Here is a 15,042-nt window from a genome sequence, read left to right on the forward strand (position 1 = left end):
GTAGGTCATCGCCATTTTATTATCAAAACCCTTATCGGATTCCGGTGAGGGTTTTTTTATGCCCTGATTTTTATAGTACTAATCGCCTCAATACTCACTCTCACTCTTACTCCTTTACTACTTTCATGGAACCATTTAAATAGATTACCTATTTATTAAACTGAATTGGGCTTCCTTATATCTATAATAAACAATTGTATTTCATTTTTTTCTTAATTTTTTTTAGCGTTATTCTGGTTTTATTAATAATTACGATTCTTATGAAGAACTTTTTTTTATCAATTATTTTATTGCTTTTTTTCGGTTGTAATCCAAGTTCAAAAGAAAATTCTGACACTTCAGAAGTTAAGATAGATAAGCCTGGTGTATCAGCCCATGATTTTTTGATAGTTGATACACATATAGATCTACCTTATAGATTAGCATTCGAATCTGGACCGGTTGATATTACTAAGGACTTACCCCTAGGTCATTTTGATTATGTTAAGGCTAAAAATGGAGGATTGGATGTTGCTTTTATGTCTATTTATACTCCACCTTCTGAGGAAGGAATAAAAGGATTTAATACAGCAAATCAACTTATAGATATTGTAGATAGTATCTCGGTCAATTATCCAGAATATTTTGATAAAGTCGTTTCACCAGAAGAGGTTCTTTCTAATAGAGAAAGTGGGATTATTTCCTTACCATTAGGTCTGGAGAATGGTTCTCCAATTAATAATGATTTAAGTAATTTGGATCATTTTTATAATAGAGGAATAAGATATATCACGTTATGTCATTTTAAATCAAATGAAATTTGTGACAGCAGTACAGATATTGATCAACCTCATGGAGGGCTAAGTAATTTTGGTTTTAAGGTCGTAGAGAAAATGAATGATCTTGGAATTATGATAGATGTGAGTCATGTGTCTGATGAAACTATTTCAGATGTTTTAAAGGCTTCTAAAGCTCCGATTATTGCATCTCATTCAGGTTGTAGGTCATTAACCCCTTCTTTCCCACGAAATTTACCTGATTCACTTTTAGTAGGTATAAGAAAGAATGGAGGTGTCATTATGGTAAATTTTGGTAGTATTTTTCTTAATGACATTTCATCTTCTAATTTCATGAAGATCTATGACATAATAGAAGATGAAGGATTAGAAGTAGGATCAGATGAAGCTGAATTACTTATGACAAAATTATTAAATCAATACCCTGTTGAAAGTTCTTTATCAGATATTCTAGATCATATTGACCATGTAGTGAAAATTGCAGGAATTGATCATGTTGGATTTGGTTCAGATTTTGATGGTGTTTCCAATTTACCAAAGGAAATTCAAAGTGTTGCTGATTATCCATTAATTATAGAAGGATTACAGAATAGAGGGTACACAAATGATGAAATTAATAAAATATGTGGTAAGAATTTTATGAGAGTTTGGAATGCAGTTTCAAAATCTAAGGGTATTTAATATATGCTTTATGAAGTGAATAGGCTAAATTATTATTTAATTTGTTAAATGAATATATACTTTTTAAATATTGAAATTTACTTTGGTAGGATTGTAACATATTCATTACTTATTGTATTGCTCACTTTTTTGCAAAGTTTCATAAACCCCATCTATGGACAAACATATAATGGTGCTGAAGAAGGTGTATCTCCATTACTTGATATAAAATTAACTTCAAATAGTAACCTTGGAATTTTTGTTGAAACTAATGTGAATAGTTTCGTTTGTGAATTTCAAGATGGAGATACATATGCGAAAACATTGTTTAAAGGCAAAGTTTATAATGGAACTGAGGTCTTTTTTAAAGATGGAGAAATTGACCTTCCAATAGTTAAGTTTGACTGTGGGAAGTTTATGATGAATAATGATTTTAGAGAATTGTTAAAGTCAGAAGAGTATCCAAATATCCAACTGGAGTTTATAAAAGCAATTTGGTATAGCCACAAGTATTTGAATTCGAAGCATAATAATGGGAAGGAGATTGGTTACTTTATGGTAAATCTGACTGTTGCAGGTAAAACTAAAAAGGCAAAAGTTAATATTTATACAACTGAAGCAGAAGAAGGGCAGCTTAAATGTAGTGGTAAAATCAAAATAAATATGAAGGAGTTTGGTTTAGAACCTCCTGTCAAATTTATGGGGACTGTCAGAGTTAAGGAGGATATTGAGGTCAGATTTAACTTGCAGTTTATTAGAATTTAAAAAAATAACTCAAGCTTGTAAAAAAAATCGAACATTAATGGCTGAAACAAATCTAATTGAATGTTTTCGAAAATTGGAAATCAGGACTGGGACGATAATTAGTGCGAGAGTATTTAAAGAGGCCAGGGTTCCGGCTTATGTATTAGAAATTGATTTCGGGGATTATGGTGTTAAAAAATCTTCAGCACAAATTGCCGATAGATATGCTCCGGATCAGCTGGTTGGCAAGCAAATAGTAGCAGTGATTAATTTCCCTTCAAAACAAATAGCTAATTTAATGAGTGAATGTTTAGTATTGGGAGCTATAAGTGAAGAAGGAGTGAGTTTGTTGAATATTGACCATAAATTGCAAAATGGATTAAGAATTGGGTAAAGTGAGTTAAAATTTATTTGACATTTTAAAGGAATAAATGTTATTTCGTGTGGATATTTGAAAGAGGGGAGATTAACGATTTTTTTGTAAAGAGTGTGTTAAAATACCATCGGTATATCTAGTTTTTTTAATTAATAGCTATAATTGTAGCTGCTTAAAAGGAATATATTTTTAGGAATTTATCTAAAATTTACCAATGAAAAATTTAATTAGAAGAGGGCCATTAGGCTTTCTGATGTTTTTTTGTCTGGTTTTTGGTTCTTGCACAGAAGAAGAAATAATAGTCAGGCAACAACCTCAGTCTAACAGTCCGATTGTTGGAGAATGGACAGTGACTTCCATAACCCAGGAGGAAGTACAAACTACCTACGAAGATGATGTATTAGTTTATGAAAACATAATAACAGGCTATGCATATGATCTGGATTACAATATGAAATTTAACTCAGATGCAACTTTGGAATACTGGGGAGTTTATAGTTACTCAACGACATTTTCCTGGGGTACATATACCAATGAGAATATTGAATTTGATCAGGTAGGAAAGTGGCTGCATGAAGGAGATAGGCTTGCTATTTCAGATCCTGAAGTTGTCGGGGTTTATCAAATAGACAAGATAACAGAAACTGAACTGGAAATTAGACTGGAACAGGTTAAAAAGGGCTCAAGTGATGGCAGAGTTTCAGAAGTACATTCTATCCATGAAATGAAATTGATAAAGAAGTAGACAATTAAAGAAACGGAAATGAAATATTTATATCAATTATTCATTTGTCTTGTGGTAATGTTATTCTCATTATCATGTACTCATGAAGAAATAATAACTACTGTAAATTCTGAAAATCCATTAATAGGACAGTGGAAAGCCACAGAAGTGAATACAATAAATACTCTTAATATTTACTATAACGGAGTTTTTATGGATAAACAAATAGCTTATGGAGAGGGGATAGATTTATCGCTATATTTTGATATTGAGGAGAATCCAAATGATTTAATTTCTTCGGGTAGCTATGGTATAGATTATTCAAGTGATAATGAAAATTACACAATTAAAGGAATTCATCTATTTAATGCCGCTTTATGGCAGATGAATGGTGACTCATTGATAGTTAGATCAGGTGATCAATGGATTGCTTTTTTTGTTGAGGAATTAAATTCAAATTCCATGAAACTTACTGTAGATGAAGACTTGCATACCGTTAGATGGGGGTATGATTACTTTGAAAATGCAAAGGTGAATTACACATTTACTAAAATTAAATAATCTGACATGAAAAAATATTTACTACTTTTTACTGCCCTGATTGCTTTTATTTCATGTGAGAGTACCGAGGTAATTGAAGATGCCGAATTAAGGATTGTTGGTAACTGGAAATTGATAGATTATCGATATGAGATGACCCAGATTAACCGCACTGATTTTTTTGGTGAGATCAGAAATGATACGGCAAGATCTACAATTGAAATTTTTAATAATAATTTAATAGCTGAGTTCAAGTATAATCCTCAGTTTATTATAGAATCTGGAAATGCATCCTATGTTATTACAAGGCAAAACAAGGATGGTGTAATAACAAAAGATACCCTTCATTATGAAAGTTTAATTGCAGGGGGGGAATGGAATTACGTTGATGACCAGATCCATCTCTGGATGGAAGATTATGTAAGGATTGGTAAGGTGAACTTTTCTGGTGACAGGATGATAATTGATGTGGATATGGAAACATCGCTTGAATATGAAGGTGATTACGATTATAAGAATGAAATTGTTCATTTTGAATACCAGAGATTATGAAATATTGAATTGCAACAAGAAATAAAACTAAAAGAAGGGAAATAGCGTTTAGCTATTTCCTTTTTTTTATTTTAATGAAATACTTAATTAGTCTTTAAGTATTTCATTAAAATCATATTGAGTTGTTTAGAGACCTTAATCTTATTTTCTTACTTCTTGCATTAATTGCTGAAGTTATTGGTACTGTTGGTGGATTTGGTTCATCAGTATTCTTTGTTCCAATAGCTAATTTTTATTTTGATTTTTATACTGTATTAGGTTTGACTGCAGTATTTCACTTATCTAGTAACCTTTCAAAAATTGCATTATTTAGAAAAGGGCTTGATAAGGAGTTATTGTTATACCTTGGGCTGCCATCAGTTTTGTTTGTAATTATTGGTGGTGTTCTATCGGATAAGCTAGACTCAAAAATTCTTGAAATTCTACTTTCTGTTTTCCTGATTAGCCTTTCGCTATTATTTCTGATTAAAAAAAACTTAAAGGTAGAACCAACTAAGAACTCATCAATTATTGGCGGAGGACTTTCCGGGTTTGTTGCCGGACTATTGGGAACTGGAGGTGCTATCAGGGGGATAACAATGAATGCATTCAACTTAAAAAAGGAAGTATTCATTGCAACCTCTGCAATGATTGATATGATGATTGATAGTACAAGAACTGTTGTATATTATAATAATGGATATATCACAAAGGATATATTTATTTATATTCCCTTCCTGTTTGTTATCGGGTACCTAGGAACTCATATTGGGAAATATGTTTTAAAATATATTCCTCAGGAAAGATTTAAGTCTATTTCACTCATTCTTATTCTTGTAATTGGTTTAGTAACCGGGATAAAATTTATCATATAGATTAAACCTTTAGATCTAAAATAACTCAAAGGTGTATAATTAGAATTTTTAGAAAAACTAAAGTTTATACACGATGAAAAATTTATTTGTATTCAGTTTTTTAATGTTATTGTTTTTTGGAGTTAATGCTCAGACCTCAACTCCCGGGGTTTCTGATAGACAATTAAATCAAACAGGTCGGATAATGGAAGGGGTTAAAGATGGAGATTTGACACCAGGGGAAACCAGACAATTAAGACGTCAGCAAAGGGATATTCAAAGAACAAAAAAAGAAGCAAAGGCTGATGGAAAGGTGACCAGACAGGAAAGAAGAGAAATTAATAGAAAGCAAAAACATGCTAGCAGAAATATTAAAAGAAAGAAGAATAATCTAAGGAATGTAAAGTGATTTGTTTTTTAACATATAAAAGGAAGGAGGGGTAGTATCTAAAAAACTGTGTAAGTGAGGTTCGGGTAATTTAAACTCGGACCTTTTTTTATTAACTTATACAGGAATGAAACCTGAAGATTTTATCAATGATGCTTTTCTTAAGCAGTTTAAGGGTGGCAAAGAATTCATGCCCTTCATGGATCAAATGTACAAGCGTGGTGTTGAAAAGATGTTGGAGGGAGAGCTTGATGCTCATTTAGGTTATGAAAAGCATTACAAGCAAAGAAAAAACACAGTAAACTCTCGAAATGGGTTTACTGAAAAAGCTGTTAAAACTGAGCATGGAGAACTGTCCATTAAGGTGCCCAGAGATCGTGATGCAAGCTTTGATCCACAGATTCTTCCAAAGCGAAGCAAGATGTCTGAAGGAGTAGAAAAACTTGTAGTATCTCTTTATGCTAAAGGAATGTCTAATTCAGACATTGAAGAACAACTCAGAGAACTTTATGATTTTAGATTACCTCCCAGTACTATATCAACAATAACAGCTAGAGTTTCAGAAGATATTATTGCCTGGCAACACCATCCATTGGATCAGTTATATTTTATTGTGTGGATGGATGGGATAGTCTTCAAAGTCAGAGAAAATAGTAAAGTAATAAATAAAACCATTTACCTAGCCGTAGGACTCAATAATCAAGGCAAGAAAGAAGTATTAGGCATGTGGCTGGGAAAGAATGAGAGTAGCTCTTTTTGGATGACAGTACTCACTGATTTACAGGCAAGGGGTGTAGAAGACATCTTAATTACTTGCACTGATAACCTAAATGGATTTACCCAAACTATTCGGTCTGTTTTTCCTCAATCCACCACTCAGGTATGTGTTGTTCATCAAATCCGTAATGCGTCAAGATACGTTGTCTGGAAAGATAAAAAAGCATTTACTGCTGATATGAAGTTAATTTATACGGCACCAAACAAAGAAATGGCATGGCAAGAGTTTAATTCTTTTAAGCAAAAATGGAATAGCAAGTATGCTTATGCGGTCAAAAGTTGGGAATCAAATTGGGATGACTTAACTGCTTTCTTTGAGTTCCCAATTGATATCAGAAAAATCATTTACACAACTAACCTGATTGAAAACTTAAATGGGAAAATTAGAAAGTACACTAAAAATAAACTGTCCTTCCCAACCGATGAGGCAGTTAAAAAATCAGTTTATCTGGCATTGATGGAGGCAACAAAAAAATGGACGATGCCAATTCATAATTGGGGCATCGTCCTTAATCAATTTATAATTATATTTGAAGATAGGGTTAAAGTCTGATACCCTAACTCGAATTCTCATTTACACAGATTACTGGATAGTGTCCCCTCCTTTTGTAATTGTCTATTTATTTATTGATCTTCTATCTGTAGTTTCTCTTCTTACATCCTCAATAACTCTATCGGTTTCTTTAGTCTGATCTGCGGTTGGATCTGATTCAGATTCAATAATTACTTTTCTTCGCTCTTCTAATCTTTCTTTTAGGGTATTTATTCTTCTTGATACAGTTTCGATTTCCTCTTCTTTTTCCTTATACTCTCTATCAGATATTTGTCTATCTCTTTGTCTTCTTTCAAGAATTTGTCGAGCTTCTCTTATATTCCTTTCAGTCTCATTAATTTCAACTTCAGCATCATCAATTTCTTTTAAAGCCTTGTTCCTGGCTTCAGAAGATCTTCTTTGACCGAATTCTCTTCCACTTAGATCTCCTTTATTTTTTCCATAAGCATTTCCTTTGCCTTTGTGCTTGTCATGATCATGATTTTTATGCTTATCATGGTCATGATCGTGGTCATGATCATCGTGGTCATGCTTATGATCGTGTTTCTTCTCAGTCTTATCCTTATCCTTATCTTTTTTTGATTTACCCTGAGCAATTCCTTCAGAAACTGAAAATGACAGGAATAATAAAGCAATAACAAGTAGTCTTCTTTTCATTTGATTAGTTATTAAGTTCTTCTAAAATCTTGTTTGATTCCTCTTTTAAATCTGAGGCTTCTTTTGACAGTTGATTTGTGATTGAATCTGTAGTAGAGTATTCATTTTCGCTTGATTCTACAGGGATGCTATCATAAGTATTAGCATCCGATGCTATCTGTTGCTCTGAATTTTTAGTATTGCAGGCAAAGAATAATCCAACAAAAACTATTAATAAAAAAATATTCTTTTTCATAAAAGGACTTTTTATTTCAAGCTGTAAACATTTAATTTAAATTGCAAGAAGGAATATCTTGTCTATTCAATAGATAGTGTAAGGTATTCAATCAAATAGCAGAATATTCAGGGTTCAATTCTATCTTATGCAATTTTTGTATCCATCAGTTTTTTGGTTTTTGTTAGCTCTGGCTATTCCGGTAATAATTCATTTGTTCTCTTTTCGGAAAGCAAGGAGGTTGAATTTCAGTAGCTTAAAAAATCTTAAGCTCATTAAGAAGCATTCTGATACTCGTAATAATTTGAAGAAGTATCTAGTTTTAGCATCGAGAATAATGTTTTTGATGTTATTGATCTTTTGCTTTGCCGGACCCTATATTCCTTCTGACTCTGATAAGAAAAAAAGTAATAAGGTTGTGTTATTTATCGATAATTCACCATCGATGACTATTGAAGGTGATGATGGGATTCCTTTGTTGGATAAAGCTGTAGGTTTAGGCAATGAAGTGATTAGTCGATATGAACCAAATACTAATTTTTTTATTGTTACTGCAGATGAAAAATTTAGCCCTTATAATTCTTTAGGCAAAGAAGCAGCATTGAATTTTCTGTCAGGTATTCAGGTCACTGATAATTCCATAAAGCTTTCTGGTTTGATTGATTCATTTGATGATCAGCGGATATCTGATGCTGATATATACCTAATTTCTGACTTTCAAAATAATTTTATTGATAGCAAACTATCGGATACCAATCAAAATTACATTTTGATACCAATGTTTTATGGCCCTGTTGCAAATGTATCTGTTGATAGTGTTTATTTAGATAAACCTGTATTGGGATTGGCCGATGGTGTTAGTATCAATGTTGCATTATCTAATAAAGGAACTATTAGTAAAGAAAATATTCCAATTAGAGTAGAACTTAATGGTAGTCAGGTTGGTGTAGCTGAAGCAAGTTTAAATATTAATGATACTGAGGTGATTTCTTTTGATATCAAAACTGACCTCCAGGAATTAAATAGAGGTAAGGTTATTGTAGAAGATATGCCGGTGAGTTATGATAATGAATTTTTCTGGTCTTTAAATAATATAAAAAAGGTTGGTATTGATATAGTGTCATCAACTGATAAAGAAGTTTTTGATGCTTTGTTTGTAGGGAATCCATTATTTGATTACAATTATTTTGGTTATGGGAGCATTGATTATCAATCAGCTACAAATTCAGATTTACTTGTTGTAAATGGTCTAAAAGATATTTCCACTACACTTTTGTCATTAATTGAGTCTCGTTTAAATGACGGGAGCTATGTGCTAATTATTGCTGACAATTTATCTGGCTCATCAAGCCAAATCAGGCAGTTTTTAACTCAGTTTGGATTCAGTCAGGTACAAGTAAATGATCGAATATTAATTAGTAAATCTTCATTTTCAAATCCCTACCTTGATGACGTTTTTGAAAATATTCCAGATAATTTAGATGTACCATGGGTTAAACCAAGAATGACATGGAGGCCTGCAGAGTCAATTTTGACTCTTAATAATGGTATGCCTGTCTTTGGGAAAGCAGACTTTAATAAGCCTTTATATATTTTGTCTACCGGATTGACCGATAGCTTGACAAACCTTCATAAGCATGGGTTATTTCTACCATTAATGTATAAAACTGCATTTTATAGTAGTAATTCTATGCAAAAACTATATTTCAGAATAGAAGAGGCTGCTCAGGGTGTAGTTGTTGATAAGAAAGTTGCTAAGGGAGATGTAGTTAAGTTATCAAATGGAAGCAGCATAATTATTCCGGAGGTTCGGGCTGCAGGAAACGCAACAACTCTCTTTCTTCCAATAGAAGCAAATATTGAAGCGGGACATTATGAAGTGTATTCGGATGAAAGTAATAAAAATTTGATTGCCTTTAATCTTGGAAAGGAAGAAAGTGATCCCTCCCAATTAAGTGTTGATTCCTTAAAGAGTGTGTTTTCCGGAACTACGGTCCTTAATGAGCCTGATGTTGCTTCCGTTAAGGCAACAATTACCAAAATGGATTACGGGACAGATATTTGGCAGTGGTTTTTGATAGGAGCGTTATTATTTTTACTTATTGAAATCTTATTAATAAGAATGATTTAACTTTACCCACATGAATTTCATAATTAAATCAGCTTTGTTATTAAACCCTGGGCACGGATTTAACGGGGAGAAGGTAGATGTACAAATTAAAAATGGAAAGATAGAAAATATCGGTACCGATCTATCAGACGATAAAGCAGAAGTTATTAATGCTGAAAATTGTATCCTTTCAATGGGATATGCAGATTTAAGATCAAGTTTCTGTGATCCAGGTTTGGAACATAAAGAAACACTTGCTTCAGGTCGTGAGGCAGCCGTCTCCGGTGGATTTACTCATGTAATGGTTATCCCTGACACTAATCCTCCGATTCAGTCAAAGAATGATGTTAATTACATATTGAGTGGGAATAAATCTTCATTAGTGCAATTATATCCAATGGTTGCTGTGACATTAGGTTTAAAAGGCGAGGAGTTAACTGAAATGCTTGACCTTAATAATGCCGGAGCAAAAGTATTTGGAGATGGAGATCATCCTGTTTGGAATACAGATATTTTGGTTAAATCACTTCAGTATCTTCAAAAAGTAGATGGCCTTCTCGTTAACAAACCTTGTGATCAATGGTTGTCTAAATTTGGCCAGATGCATGAGGGGAAAGTAAGTACAAGCCTTGGGATGAAAGGAATTCCTGTTTTGGCTGAGACTCTAATGATAAACCGGGATATTGAATTGTTAAGATATGCTGGTGGAAAATTACATTTCTCTACCATATCGAGTAAGGAAAGTGTAGAGATTATTCGTGAGGCTAAAAAAGATGGGTTGAATATTTCTTGCGATGTAGCTGTTCATAATCTTCTATATACTGATGAAGAGAATGTGTCATTCGATTCGAATTATAAAGTAGATCCTCCATTAAGGTCTGAAGAAGATCGAAAAGCTTTAGTCGAAGGTGTAAAAGATGGTACAATAGATTGTATTGTTACAGATCATCATCCGCATGACCCGGAATCCAAGAATTTAGAGTATGATCTTGCTGATTTTGGAATTACCGGACTTCAGACTGCTATTTCACAATTGTGGCAAATAAAAGAAGAGATTGGAGAAGAAAGACTAATTGATGCCATTACTATTCAGCCAAGACGTTTAATGTCAGTGGAGAATACAGGTTTGGAAATTGGAGCTGTTGCAGATTTGACAATATTTGATCCCAATTTTGAATGGGAATTTGATGATGCATCAAACAAGAGCCTAAGTAAAAACAGTCCATTATTTAACACATTAGTGAAAGGTAAGGTGAGAACTGTTATTTTTGGGAAACAAATTTATCAAGCATAATATTTTTGATGATTAAGTTAGCTTTACGTTACGGGGGATTTGCCATTCTGGTATTGATAATTTCATTTGTATCACTATACTATTTGGGACAAAAACCATTTTTGAATTTTAATACTATTTTCATTGATGGATTATCGTTACTGGCTTTAATAGGTGTTGCTGTTTATGAGTTTAAGCGATATAAACAGAACGGCGAATTAAGGTTTTGGCAAGGAATGTCAATGGGAATGATTATTTATATAATGGCAGCTCTGGGGTTTGCATTATTTCTGTTTATCTTCATGAGTTATATTGAGCCGGAAAGTTTAGCTATATATAAATCCGATTCAATTGAATTTTATAAGCGAACTATAGAAATGTATCCTGATAAGCACCCAAAAGAGCAGCAGGAGGCATATTTTAAAAGTATACAAGAGGTAACTATTAGTGGAATAGTTATTAAAGAATCCTTTAAGAAATTACTTTTAGGATTATTGGTAACTCCAGTTATCGCTATTTTTATGAGAAAATAATCTGTTAAACCAAAAACCAATTTTAAAATGAAAAACACTTTTTTGTCAGAGGGAATAAAAGATGGCTTAATTATGGGCCTAGTATTTACTCTTATCACAGTAGTGATCTACATTATTGATGTATCTATGTTTGGTGGAATGACATTTGGATTGTCGATTTTTGCCATATATCTAATTTTAATTATTGTATTTAACATCAGGTTTAGAAAGAGCCTGGGTGGTTTCTGGAGTTTTAAGGAAGCTTTTATGTATAATTTTTCACTTCTACTTTGTGCTGGTCTGATAAGCGTAGTGGTAAATATTGTACTTTTTAACATAATTGATCCGGAAGCGCCTAAGTTGATTGCAGAAAATACTGTTGAATCAACGATAAATATGGTAGAGAAGATGGGAGGAGACCCTTCAGACATTGAAGATCAACTAGATGAAACATATGATAATACAATAAATCAGTTTTCTACTGTTGGTCAATTAAAAGGATTTGGTTTTGCTTTAATAGCCTATGCCATATTTGGTGCTATATTTGCAGCAATATTTAAAAAGAACAAACCTCAAGAGGAGTATATATGATAGGAAAAGAGGGGATTGATGTATCCTTGGTTATTCCAGCTTATAATGAGGCCGATTCGTTACCGGAATTAGTACAATGGATCGACCGTGTAAATAAAGAAAACAATCTGGAATATGAAGTAATTATTGTCGATGACGGATCAACCGATGGTTCCTGGTCTGTCATCGAGAATATTGCTGAAGGTAATGCATGTGTTCGAGGCATTAAGTTTAATAGAAACTACGGAAAATCTGCAGCACTTGATACAGGGTTTAAAGCATCTTCCGGAAGGGTTGTTATTACAATGGATGCCGATCTTCAGGATAGCCCGGATGAAATACCTGAGCTTGTTGCCATGATTCGCGATGAGGGCTATGACATGGTTTCCGGATGGAAGAAGAAGCGTCATGATCCGATAACTAAAACTATTCCTTCAAAATTTTTTAATAAGGTAACTTCTGTAATTTCCAAAATTGACCTTCATGACTTTAACTGTGGGCTTAAGGCTTATGATAGAGATGTTGTCAAGTCTGTAGAAGTTTATGGAGAAATGCATAGATATATCCCTGTAATTGCAAAGTGGAAAGGCTTTGACAAGATCGGAGAAAAAGTTGTGCAGCATAGGGCACGGAAGTATGGAACAACAAAATTTGGTTTAGAAAGGTTTATCAATGGTTTTCTTGATTTACTGTCGATAACCTTTGTGATGAAATACAAGAAACGACCAATGCATTTTTTTGGAACTTTGGGATCGTTATCTTTTATGACCGGGTTTATAATTACCTGCTGGATTATTCTGGAAAAATTATATAAGGTCTGGTTTTTAAATGTTGAAACCAGAGCAGTTACCGACCAACCATTATTTTTTCTTGCGCTTATTGCGTTGGTAGTTGGAGTTCAATTGTTTTTAGCTGGGTTTCTTGGTGAGATGATCACCCAAACTGACAGGTATAAAAATGATTATTTGATTTCAGAAAAGAAAGGTTTTGAAGAGCGTGAAAATGCCTGAAACAAATAGATTCTATTCTCTTATTATTCCCGTATACAATAGGCCTGATGAAGTAGATGAGCTTCTTGAAAGCCTTACAAAACAAACCTATACAAACTTTGAAGTTCTTGTAATAGAAGATGGATCTTCCCTGCCTTGTGACGATGTTGTCTCCAGGTATACTTTAAGTCTTGATATTAGGTATTTTGCAAAAGAGAATGAAGGTCAGGGGTTCACCCGTAATTATGCTTATGAAAGAGCATCAGGAGACTATTTTATTGTTTTTGATTCCGATTGTATTATTCCTTCTCATTACCTAGAAACAGTAAATAGTCATTTAAATACTGAATGGTTAGATGCTTTTGGGGGTCCTGATAAATCTCATGAATCGTTTACCGATGTTCAGAAAGCCATTTCATATTCAATGACTTCTCCATATACTACAGGTGGAATTCGTGGTAGTAAAAAACATGCTGGTACATTCCATCCCCGAAGTTTTAATATGGGGATTTCGGCTGAAGTGTGGAAAAAAACAAAGGGGTATGTAATCACCAGAATGGGTGAAGATATTGAATTCAGTATCCGAATTATAAACTCAGGATTTAAAGTCGGTTTAATTGAAGATGCGTATGTCTATCATAAAAGAAGAACCGATTTCAGGCAGTTTTATAAGCAGCTTTTCTTTTTTGGTCGGGCAAGAGTCAATATAGGCAGGTTCTATTCCTCAGAAATCAAATTTTTTCATTTATTCCCGGTGTGTTTTTTTCTAGGCTTTTTATTCTGGTTACTTATTCTTCCGTGGTTAATGCCTGGGTTATTTATTTTTGGTGCAGGAATGTTATTGGGCTATTATATGCTGATATTTTTTGATTCGTTTTTTAAAAATGGTAAAAGCCTGAGTATTGCTTCAAAATCATTGATAGCTTCTTTTATCCAATTATTTGCCTATGGTCATGGATTCGTTAGTGAGTGGTTAAAATTCATTAAAGAACCATATAGTGGCTAATTAAATTAGTTTTTTACACAAATAAATTATCTCTTCCTCAGGCAAAGCATATTTTGCTACCAATTCAGACTGTAATTGTTTTGGGTAAGGAATTTCCTCGACATCAAACCCTCCTTGTTGAAGTCTTTCACCATAATCTTTACCATAAATCCTGAAATGGTCAGATTGTTTGAAATGTTCTTCCCTGTCTTTGGGATCAGTGATGTTAGGGTCTTCATAAGTGCTATCCATGTTCATGTCTTGAGGAGACTGAAGAATTGCCCATCCCCCTGGTTTTAACACTCTATATACCTCTTTCATGGCGTGGACATCATCCGGAATATGTTCCATAACATGGTTACAAAAAACCATATCAAAAGAATTTTCTTCAAAAGGGATGTCGTTAATATCCATTTTAACCTTGGCTAAAGGAGACTCGAGGTCACCTGTTATATAATCAAGGGTTTTAATTTTATCAAACCTGTTAATAAAACACAATTCAGGTGCGATATGAAGTAATTTTGCTTCCTTAGTGAAGAAATCAGTTTCGTTTTTTAGATAAAGCCAAAGTAACCTGTGTCTTTCAAGTGCCAGACAGTTTGGGCATAATGCATTTTTACGTGGTGGTTTTCTTCCGTAAGGAACAAATTCCCTGAAATTTGAATCACATACCGGGCACTTAACATTATTTCCACTGTAGAAAACTTTCATTCCTTTCAATACAAAATGACTGAAAAGCTGAAGATATTTTCTAGGCACCTTTCTTATAACAAAACTGATAATGTGTTTAACCATTTTACAAAAATAGA

At 33.2% G+C, this 15,042-nt stretch carries 18 protein-coding genes; 15 read left to right on the plus strand and 3 right to left on the minus strand.

The genetic code is table 11. The features are described from left to right. Positions 1-260: 260 nt before the first annotated feature. The 9 genes from HH304_RS17770 (at position 261) to HH304_RS17810 (ending at position 6,923) form a co-directional block, all read left to right on the plus strand. The gene (locus HH304_RS17770; RefSeq protein WP_169684629.1) at positions 261-1,457 is read left to right on the plus strand and encodes a dipeptidase; all 1,197 of its coding nucleotides are present in this window, start codon (positions 261-263) and stop codon (positions 1,455-1,457) included. A 48-nt stretch (positions 1,458-1,505) separates the two neighbouring features. Beyond that, a complete protein-coding gene (locus HH304_RS17775) occupies positions 1,506-2,201 on the plus strand; it encodes a YceI family protein (protein ID WP_169684630.1) in 696 nt (231 codons plus the stop codon). Between the two features lie 37 nt (positions 2,202-2,238). Then, a complete protein-coding gene (locus HH304_RS17780; RefSeq protein ID WP_169684631.1) occupies positions 2,239-2,574 on the plus strand; it encodes a tRNA-binding protein in 336 nt (111 codons plus the stop codon). A 196-nt stretch (positions 2,575-2,770) separates the two neighbouring features. Beyond that, positions 2,771-3,301: a DUF5004 domain-containing protein gene (locus tag HH304_RS17785; protein ID WP_169684632.1), complete on the plus strand. Its 531-nt coding sequence runs from the start codon at positions 2,771-2,773 to the stop codon at positions 3,299-3,301. A gap of 18 nt (positions 3,302-3,319) precedes the next feature. After that, positions 3,320-3,841, plus strand: coding sequence for a hypothetical protein (locus HH304_RS17790; RefSeq protein ID WP_169684633.1), 522 nt, complete (start codon positions 3,320-3,322; stop codon positions 3,839-3,841). Between the two features lie 6 nt (positions 3,842-3,847). Beyond that, complete coding sequence (locus HH304_RS17795; protein ID WP_169684634.1) at positions 3,848-4,372, plus strand: hypothetical protein; 525 nt, start codon at positions 3,848-3,850, stop codon at positions 4,370-4,372. A gap of 122 nt (positions 4,373-4,494) precedes the next feature. Further along, complete coding sequence (locus HH304_RS17800) at positions 4,495-5,226, plus strand: sulfite exporter TauE/SafE family protein (protein WP_169684635.1); 732 nt, start codon at positions 4,495-4,497, stop codon at positions 5,224-5,226. A gap of 73 nt (positions 5,227-5,299) precedes the next feature. After that, complete coding sequence (locus HH304_RS17805; RefSeq protein WP_271711685.1) at positions 5,300-5,614, plus strand: hypothetical protein; 315 nt, start codon at positions 5,300-5,302, stop codon at positions 5,612-5,614. A 106-nt stretch (positions 5,615-5,720) separates the two neighbouring features. Then, on the plus strand, positions 5,721-6,923 hold the full coding sequence (locus tag HH304_RS17810; protein ID WP_169684636.1) for an IS256 family transposase: 1,203 nt from the start codon (positions 5,721-5,723) through the stop codon (positions 6,921-6,923). Between the two features lie 63 nt (positions 6,924-6,986). On the opposite strand, the gene HH304_RS21300 is transcribed toward HH304_RS17810, so the two are convergent. Together HH304_RS21300 and HH304_RS17820 are read right to left on the minus strand one after the other, a co-directional pair. After that, positions 6,987-7,580: a hypothetical protein gene (locus HH304_RS21300; RefSeq protein ID WP_271711686.1), complete on the minus strand. Its 594-nt coding sequence runs from the start codon at positions 7,578-7,580 to the stop codon at positions 6,987-6,989. 4 nt (positions 7,581-7,584) lie between these two features. Next, positions 7,585-7,815 carry a hypothetical protein gene (locus tag HH304_RS17820; RefSeq protein ID WP_169684637.1) on the minus strand — a complete coding sequence of 77 codons (231 nt, stop codon included), beginning with the start codon at positions 7,813-7,815 and terminating at the stop codon, positions 7,585-7,587. 127 nt (positions 7,816-7,942) lie between these two features. On the opposite strand from HH304_RS17820, the gene HH304_RS17825 reads away from it, so the two are divergent. From HH304_RS17825 to HH304_RS17850, 6 genes are read left to right on the plus strand one after another with little or no spacing between them, the layout of a single operon-like run. Then, positions 7,943-9,925 (plus strand): BatA domain-containing protein, encoded by a 1,983-nt coding sequence (locus HH304_RS17825; protein WP_169684638.1) that lies wholly within the window; start codon positions 7,943-7,945, stop codon positions 9,923-9,925. 10 nt (positions 9,926-9,935) lie between these two features. Then, positions 9,936-11,198, plus strand: a complete 1,263-nt coding sequence (locus HH304_RS17830) for a dihydroorotase (protein WP_169684639.1) — start codon at positions 9,936-9,938, stop codon at positions 11,196-11,198. Between the two features lie 8 nt (positions 11,199-11,206). Beyond that, the gene (locus HH304_RS17835; protein WP_169684640.1) at positions 11,207-11,710 is read left to right on the plus strand and encodes a DUF4199 domain-containing protein; all 504 of its coding nucleotides are present in this window, start codon (positions 11,207-11,209) and stop codon (positions 11,708-11,710) included. Positions 11,711-11,737: 27 nt separating this feature from the next. Then, entirely contained in the window at positions 11,738-12,280 is a 543-nt protein-coding gene (locus HH304_RS17840) for a DUF4199 domain-containing protein (RefSeq protein ID WP_169684641.1), read from the plus strand. Continuing rightward, on the plus strand, positions 12,277-13,269 hold the full coding sequence (locus tag HH304_RS17845) for a glycosyltransferase family 2 protein (RefSeq protein ID WP_169684642.1): 993 nt from the start codon (positions 12,277-12,279) through the stop codon (positions 13,267-13,269). Before HH304_RS17840 ends, HH304_RS17845 begins: the two co-directional genes overlap by 4 nt. Further along, complete coding sequence (locus HH304_RS17850; protein WP_169684643.1) at positions 13,262-14,254, plus strand: glycosyltransferase; 993 nt, start codon at positions 13,262-13,264, stop codon at positions 14,252-14,254. Before HH304_RS17845 ends, HH304_RS17850 begins: the two co-directional genes overlap by 8 nt. On the opposite strand, the gene HH304_RS17855 is transcribed toward HH304_RS17850, so the two are convergent. Then, a complete protein-coding gene (locus HH304_RS17855; protein ID WP_169684644.1) occupies positions 14,255-15,028 on the minus strand; it encodes a class I SAM-dependent methyltransferase in 774 nt (257 codons plus the stop codon). Between the last annotated feature and the right edge of the window lie 14 nt (positions 15,029-15,042).

The organism is Marinigracilibium pacificum (genome assembly GCF_012926615.1).
In the GTDB taxonomy this organism is placed as follows: domain Bacteria; phylum Bacteroidota; class Bacteroidia; order Cytophagales; family Cyclobacteriaceae; genus Mangrovivirga; species Mangrovivirga pacifica.

What these genes read in the sequence shown, in the direction of transcription:
- HH304_RS17770 (WP_169684629.1), top strand. Translation starts at nt 261, where the DNA reads ATGAAGAACTTTTTTTTATCAATTATTTTATTGCTTTTTTTCGGTTGT.
- HH304_RS17775 (WP_169684630.1), top strand. Translation starts at nt 1,506, where the DNA reads ATGAATATATACTTTTTAAATATTGAAATTTACTTTGGTAGGATTGTA.
- HH304_RS17780 (WP_169684631.1), top strand. Translation starts at nt 2,239, where the DNA reads ATGGCTGAAACAAATCTAATTGAATGTTTTCGAAAATTGGAAATCAGG.
- HH304_RS17785 (WP_169684632.1), top strand. Translation starts at nt 2,771, where the DNA reads ATGAAAAATTTAATTAGAAGAGGGCCATTAGGCTTTCTGATGTTTTTT.
- HH304_RS17790 (WP_169684633.1), top strand. Translation starts at nt 3,320, where the DNA reads ATGAAATATTTATATCAATTATTCATTTGTCTTGTGGTAATGTTATTC.
- HH304_RS17795 (WP_169684634.1), top strand. Translation starts at nt 3,848, where the DNA reads ATGAAAAAATATTTACTACTTTTTACTGCCCTGATTGCTTTTATTTCA.
- HH304_RS17805 (WP_271711685.1), top strand. Translation starts at nt 5,300, where the DNA reads ATGAAAAATTTATTTGTATTCAGTTTTTTAATGTTATTGTTTTTTGGA.
- HH304_RS17810 (WP_169684636.1), top strand. Translation starts at nt 5,721, where the DNA reads ATGAAACCTGAAGATTTTATCAATGATGCTTTTCTTAAGCAGTTTAAG.
- HH304_RS21300 (WP_271711686.1), bottom strand. Translation starts at nt 7,580, where the DNA reads ATGAAAAGAAGACTACTTGTTATTGCTTTATTATTCCTGTCATTTTCA.
- HH304_RS17820 (WP_169684637.1), bottom strand. Translation starts at nt 7,815, where the DNA reads ATGAAAAAGAATATTTTTTTATTAATAGTTTTTGTTGGATTATTCTTT.
- HH304_RS17825 (WP_169684638.1), top strand. Translation starts at nt 7,943, where the DNA reads ATGCAATTTTTGTATCCATCAGTTTTTTGGTTTTTGTTAGCTCTGGCT.
- HH304_RS17830 (WP_169684639.1), top strand. Translation starts at nt 9,936, where the DNA reads ATGAATTTCATAATTAAATCAGCTTTGTTATTAAACCCTGGGCACGGA.
- HH304_RS17835 (WP_169684640.1), top strand. Translation starts at nt 11,207, where the DNA reads ATGATTAAGTTAGCTTTACGTTACGGGGGATTTGCCATTCTGGTATTG.
- HH304_RS17840 (WP_169684641.1), top strand. Translation starts at nt 11,738, where the DNA reads ATGAAAAACACTTTTTTGTCAGAGGGAATAAAAGATGGCTTAATTATG.
- HH304_RS17845 (WP_169684642.1), top strand. Translation starts at nt 12,277, where the DNA reads ATGATAGGAAAAGAGGGGATTGATGTATCCTTGGTTATTCCAGCTTAT.
- HH304_RS17850 (WP_169684643.1), top strand. Translation starts at nt 13,262, where the DNA reads ATGCCTGAAACAAATAGATTCTATTCTCTTATTATTCCCGTATACAAT.
- HH304_RS17855 (WP_169684644.1), bottom strand. Translation starts at nt 15,028, where the DNA reads ATGGTTAAACACATTATCAGTTTTGTTATAAGAAAGGTGCCTAGAAAA.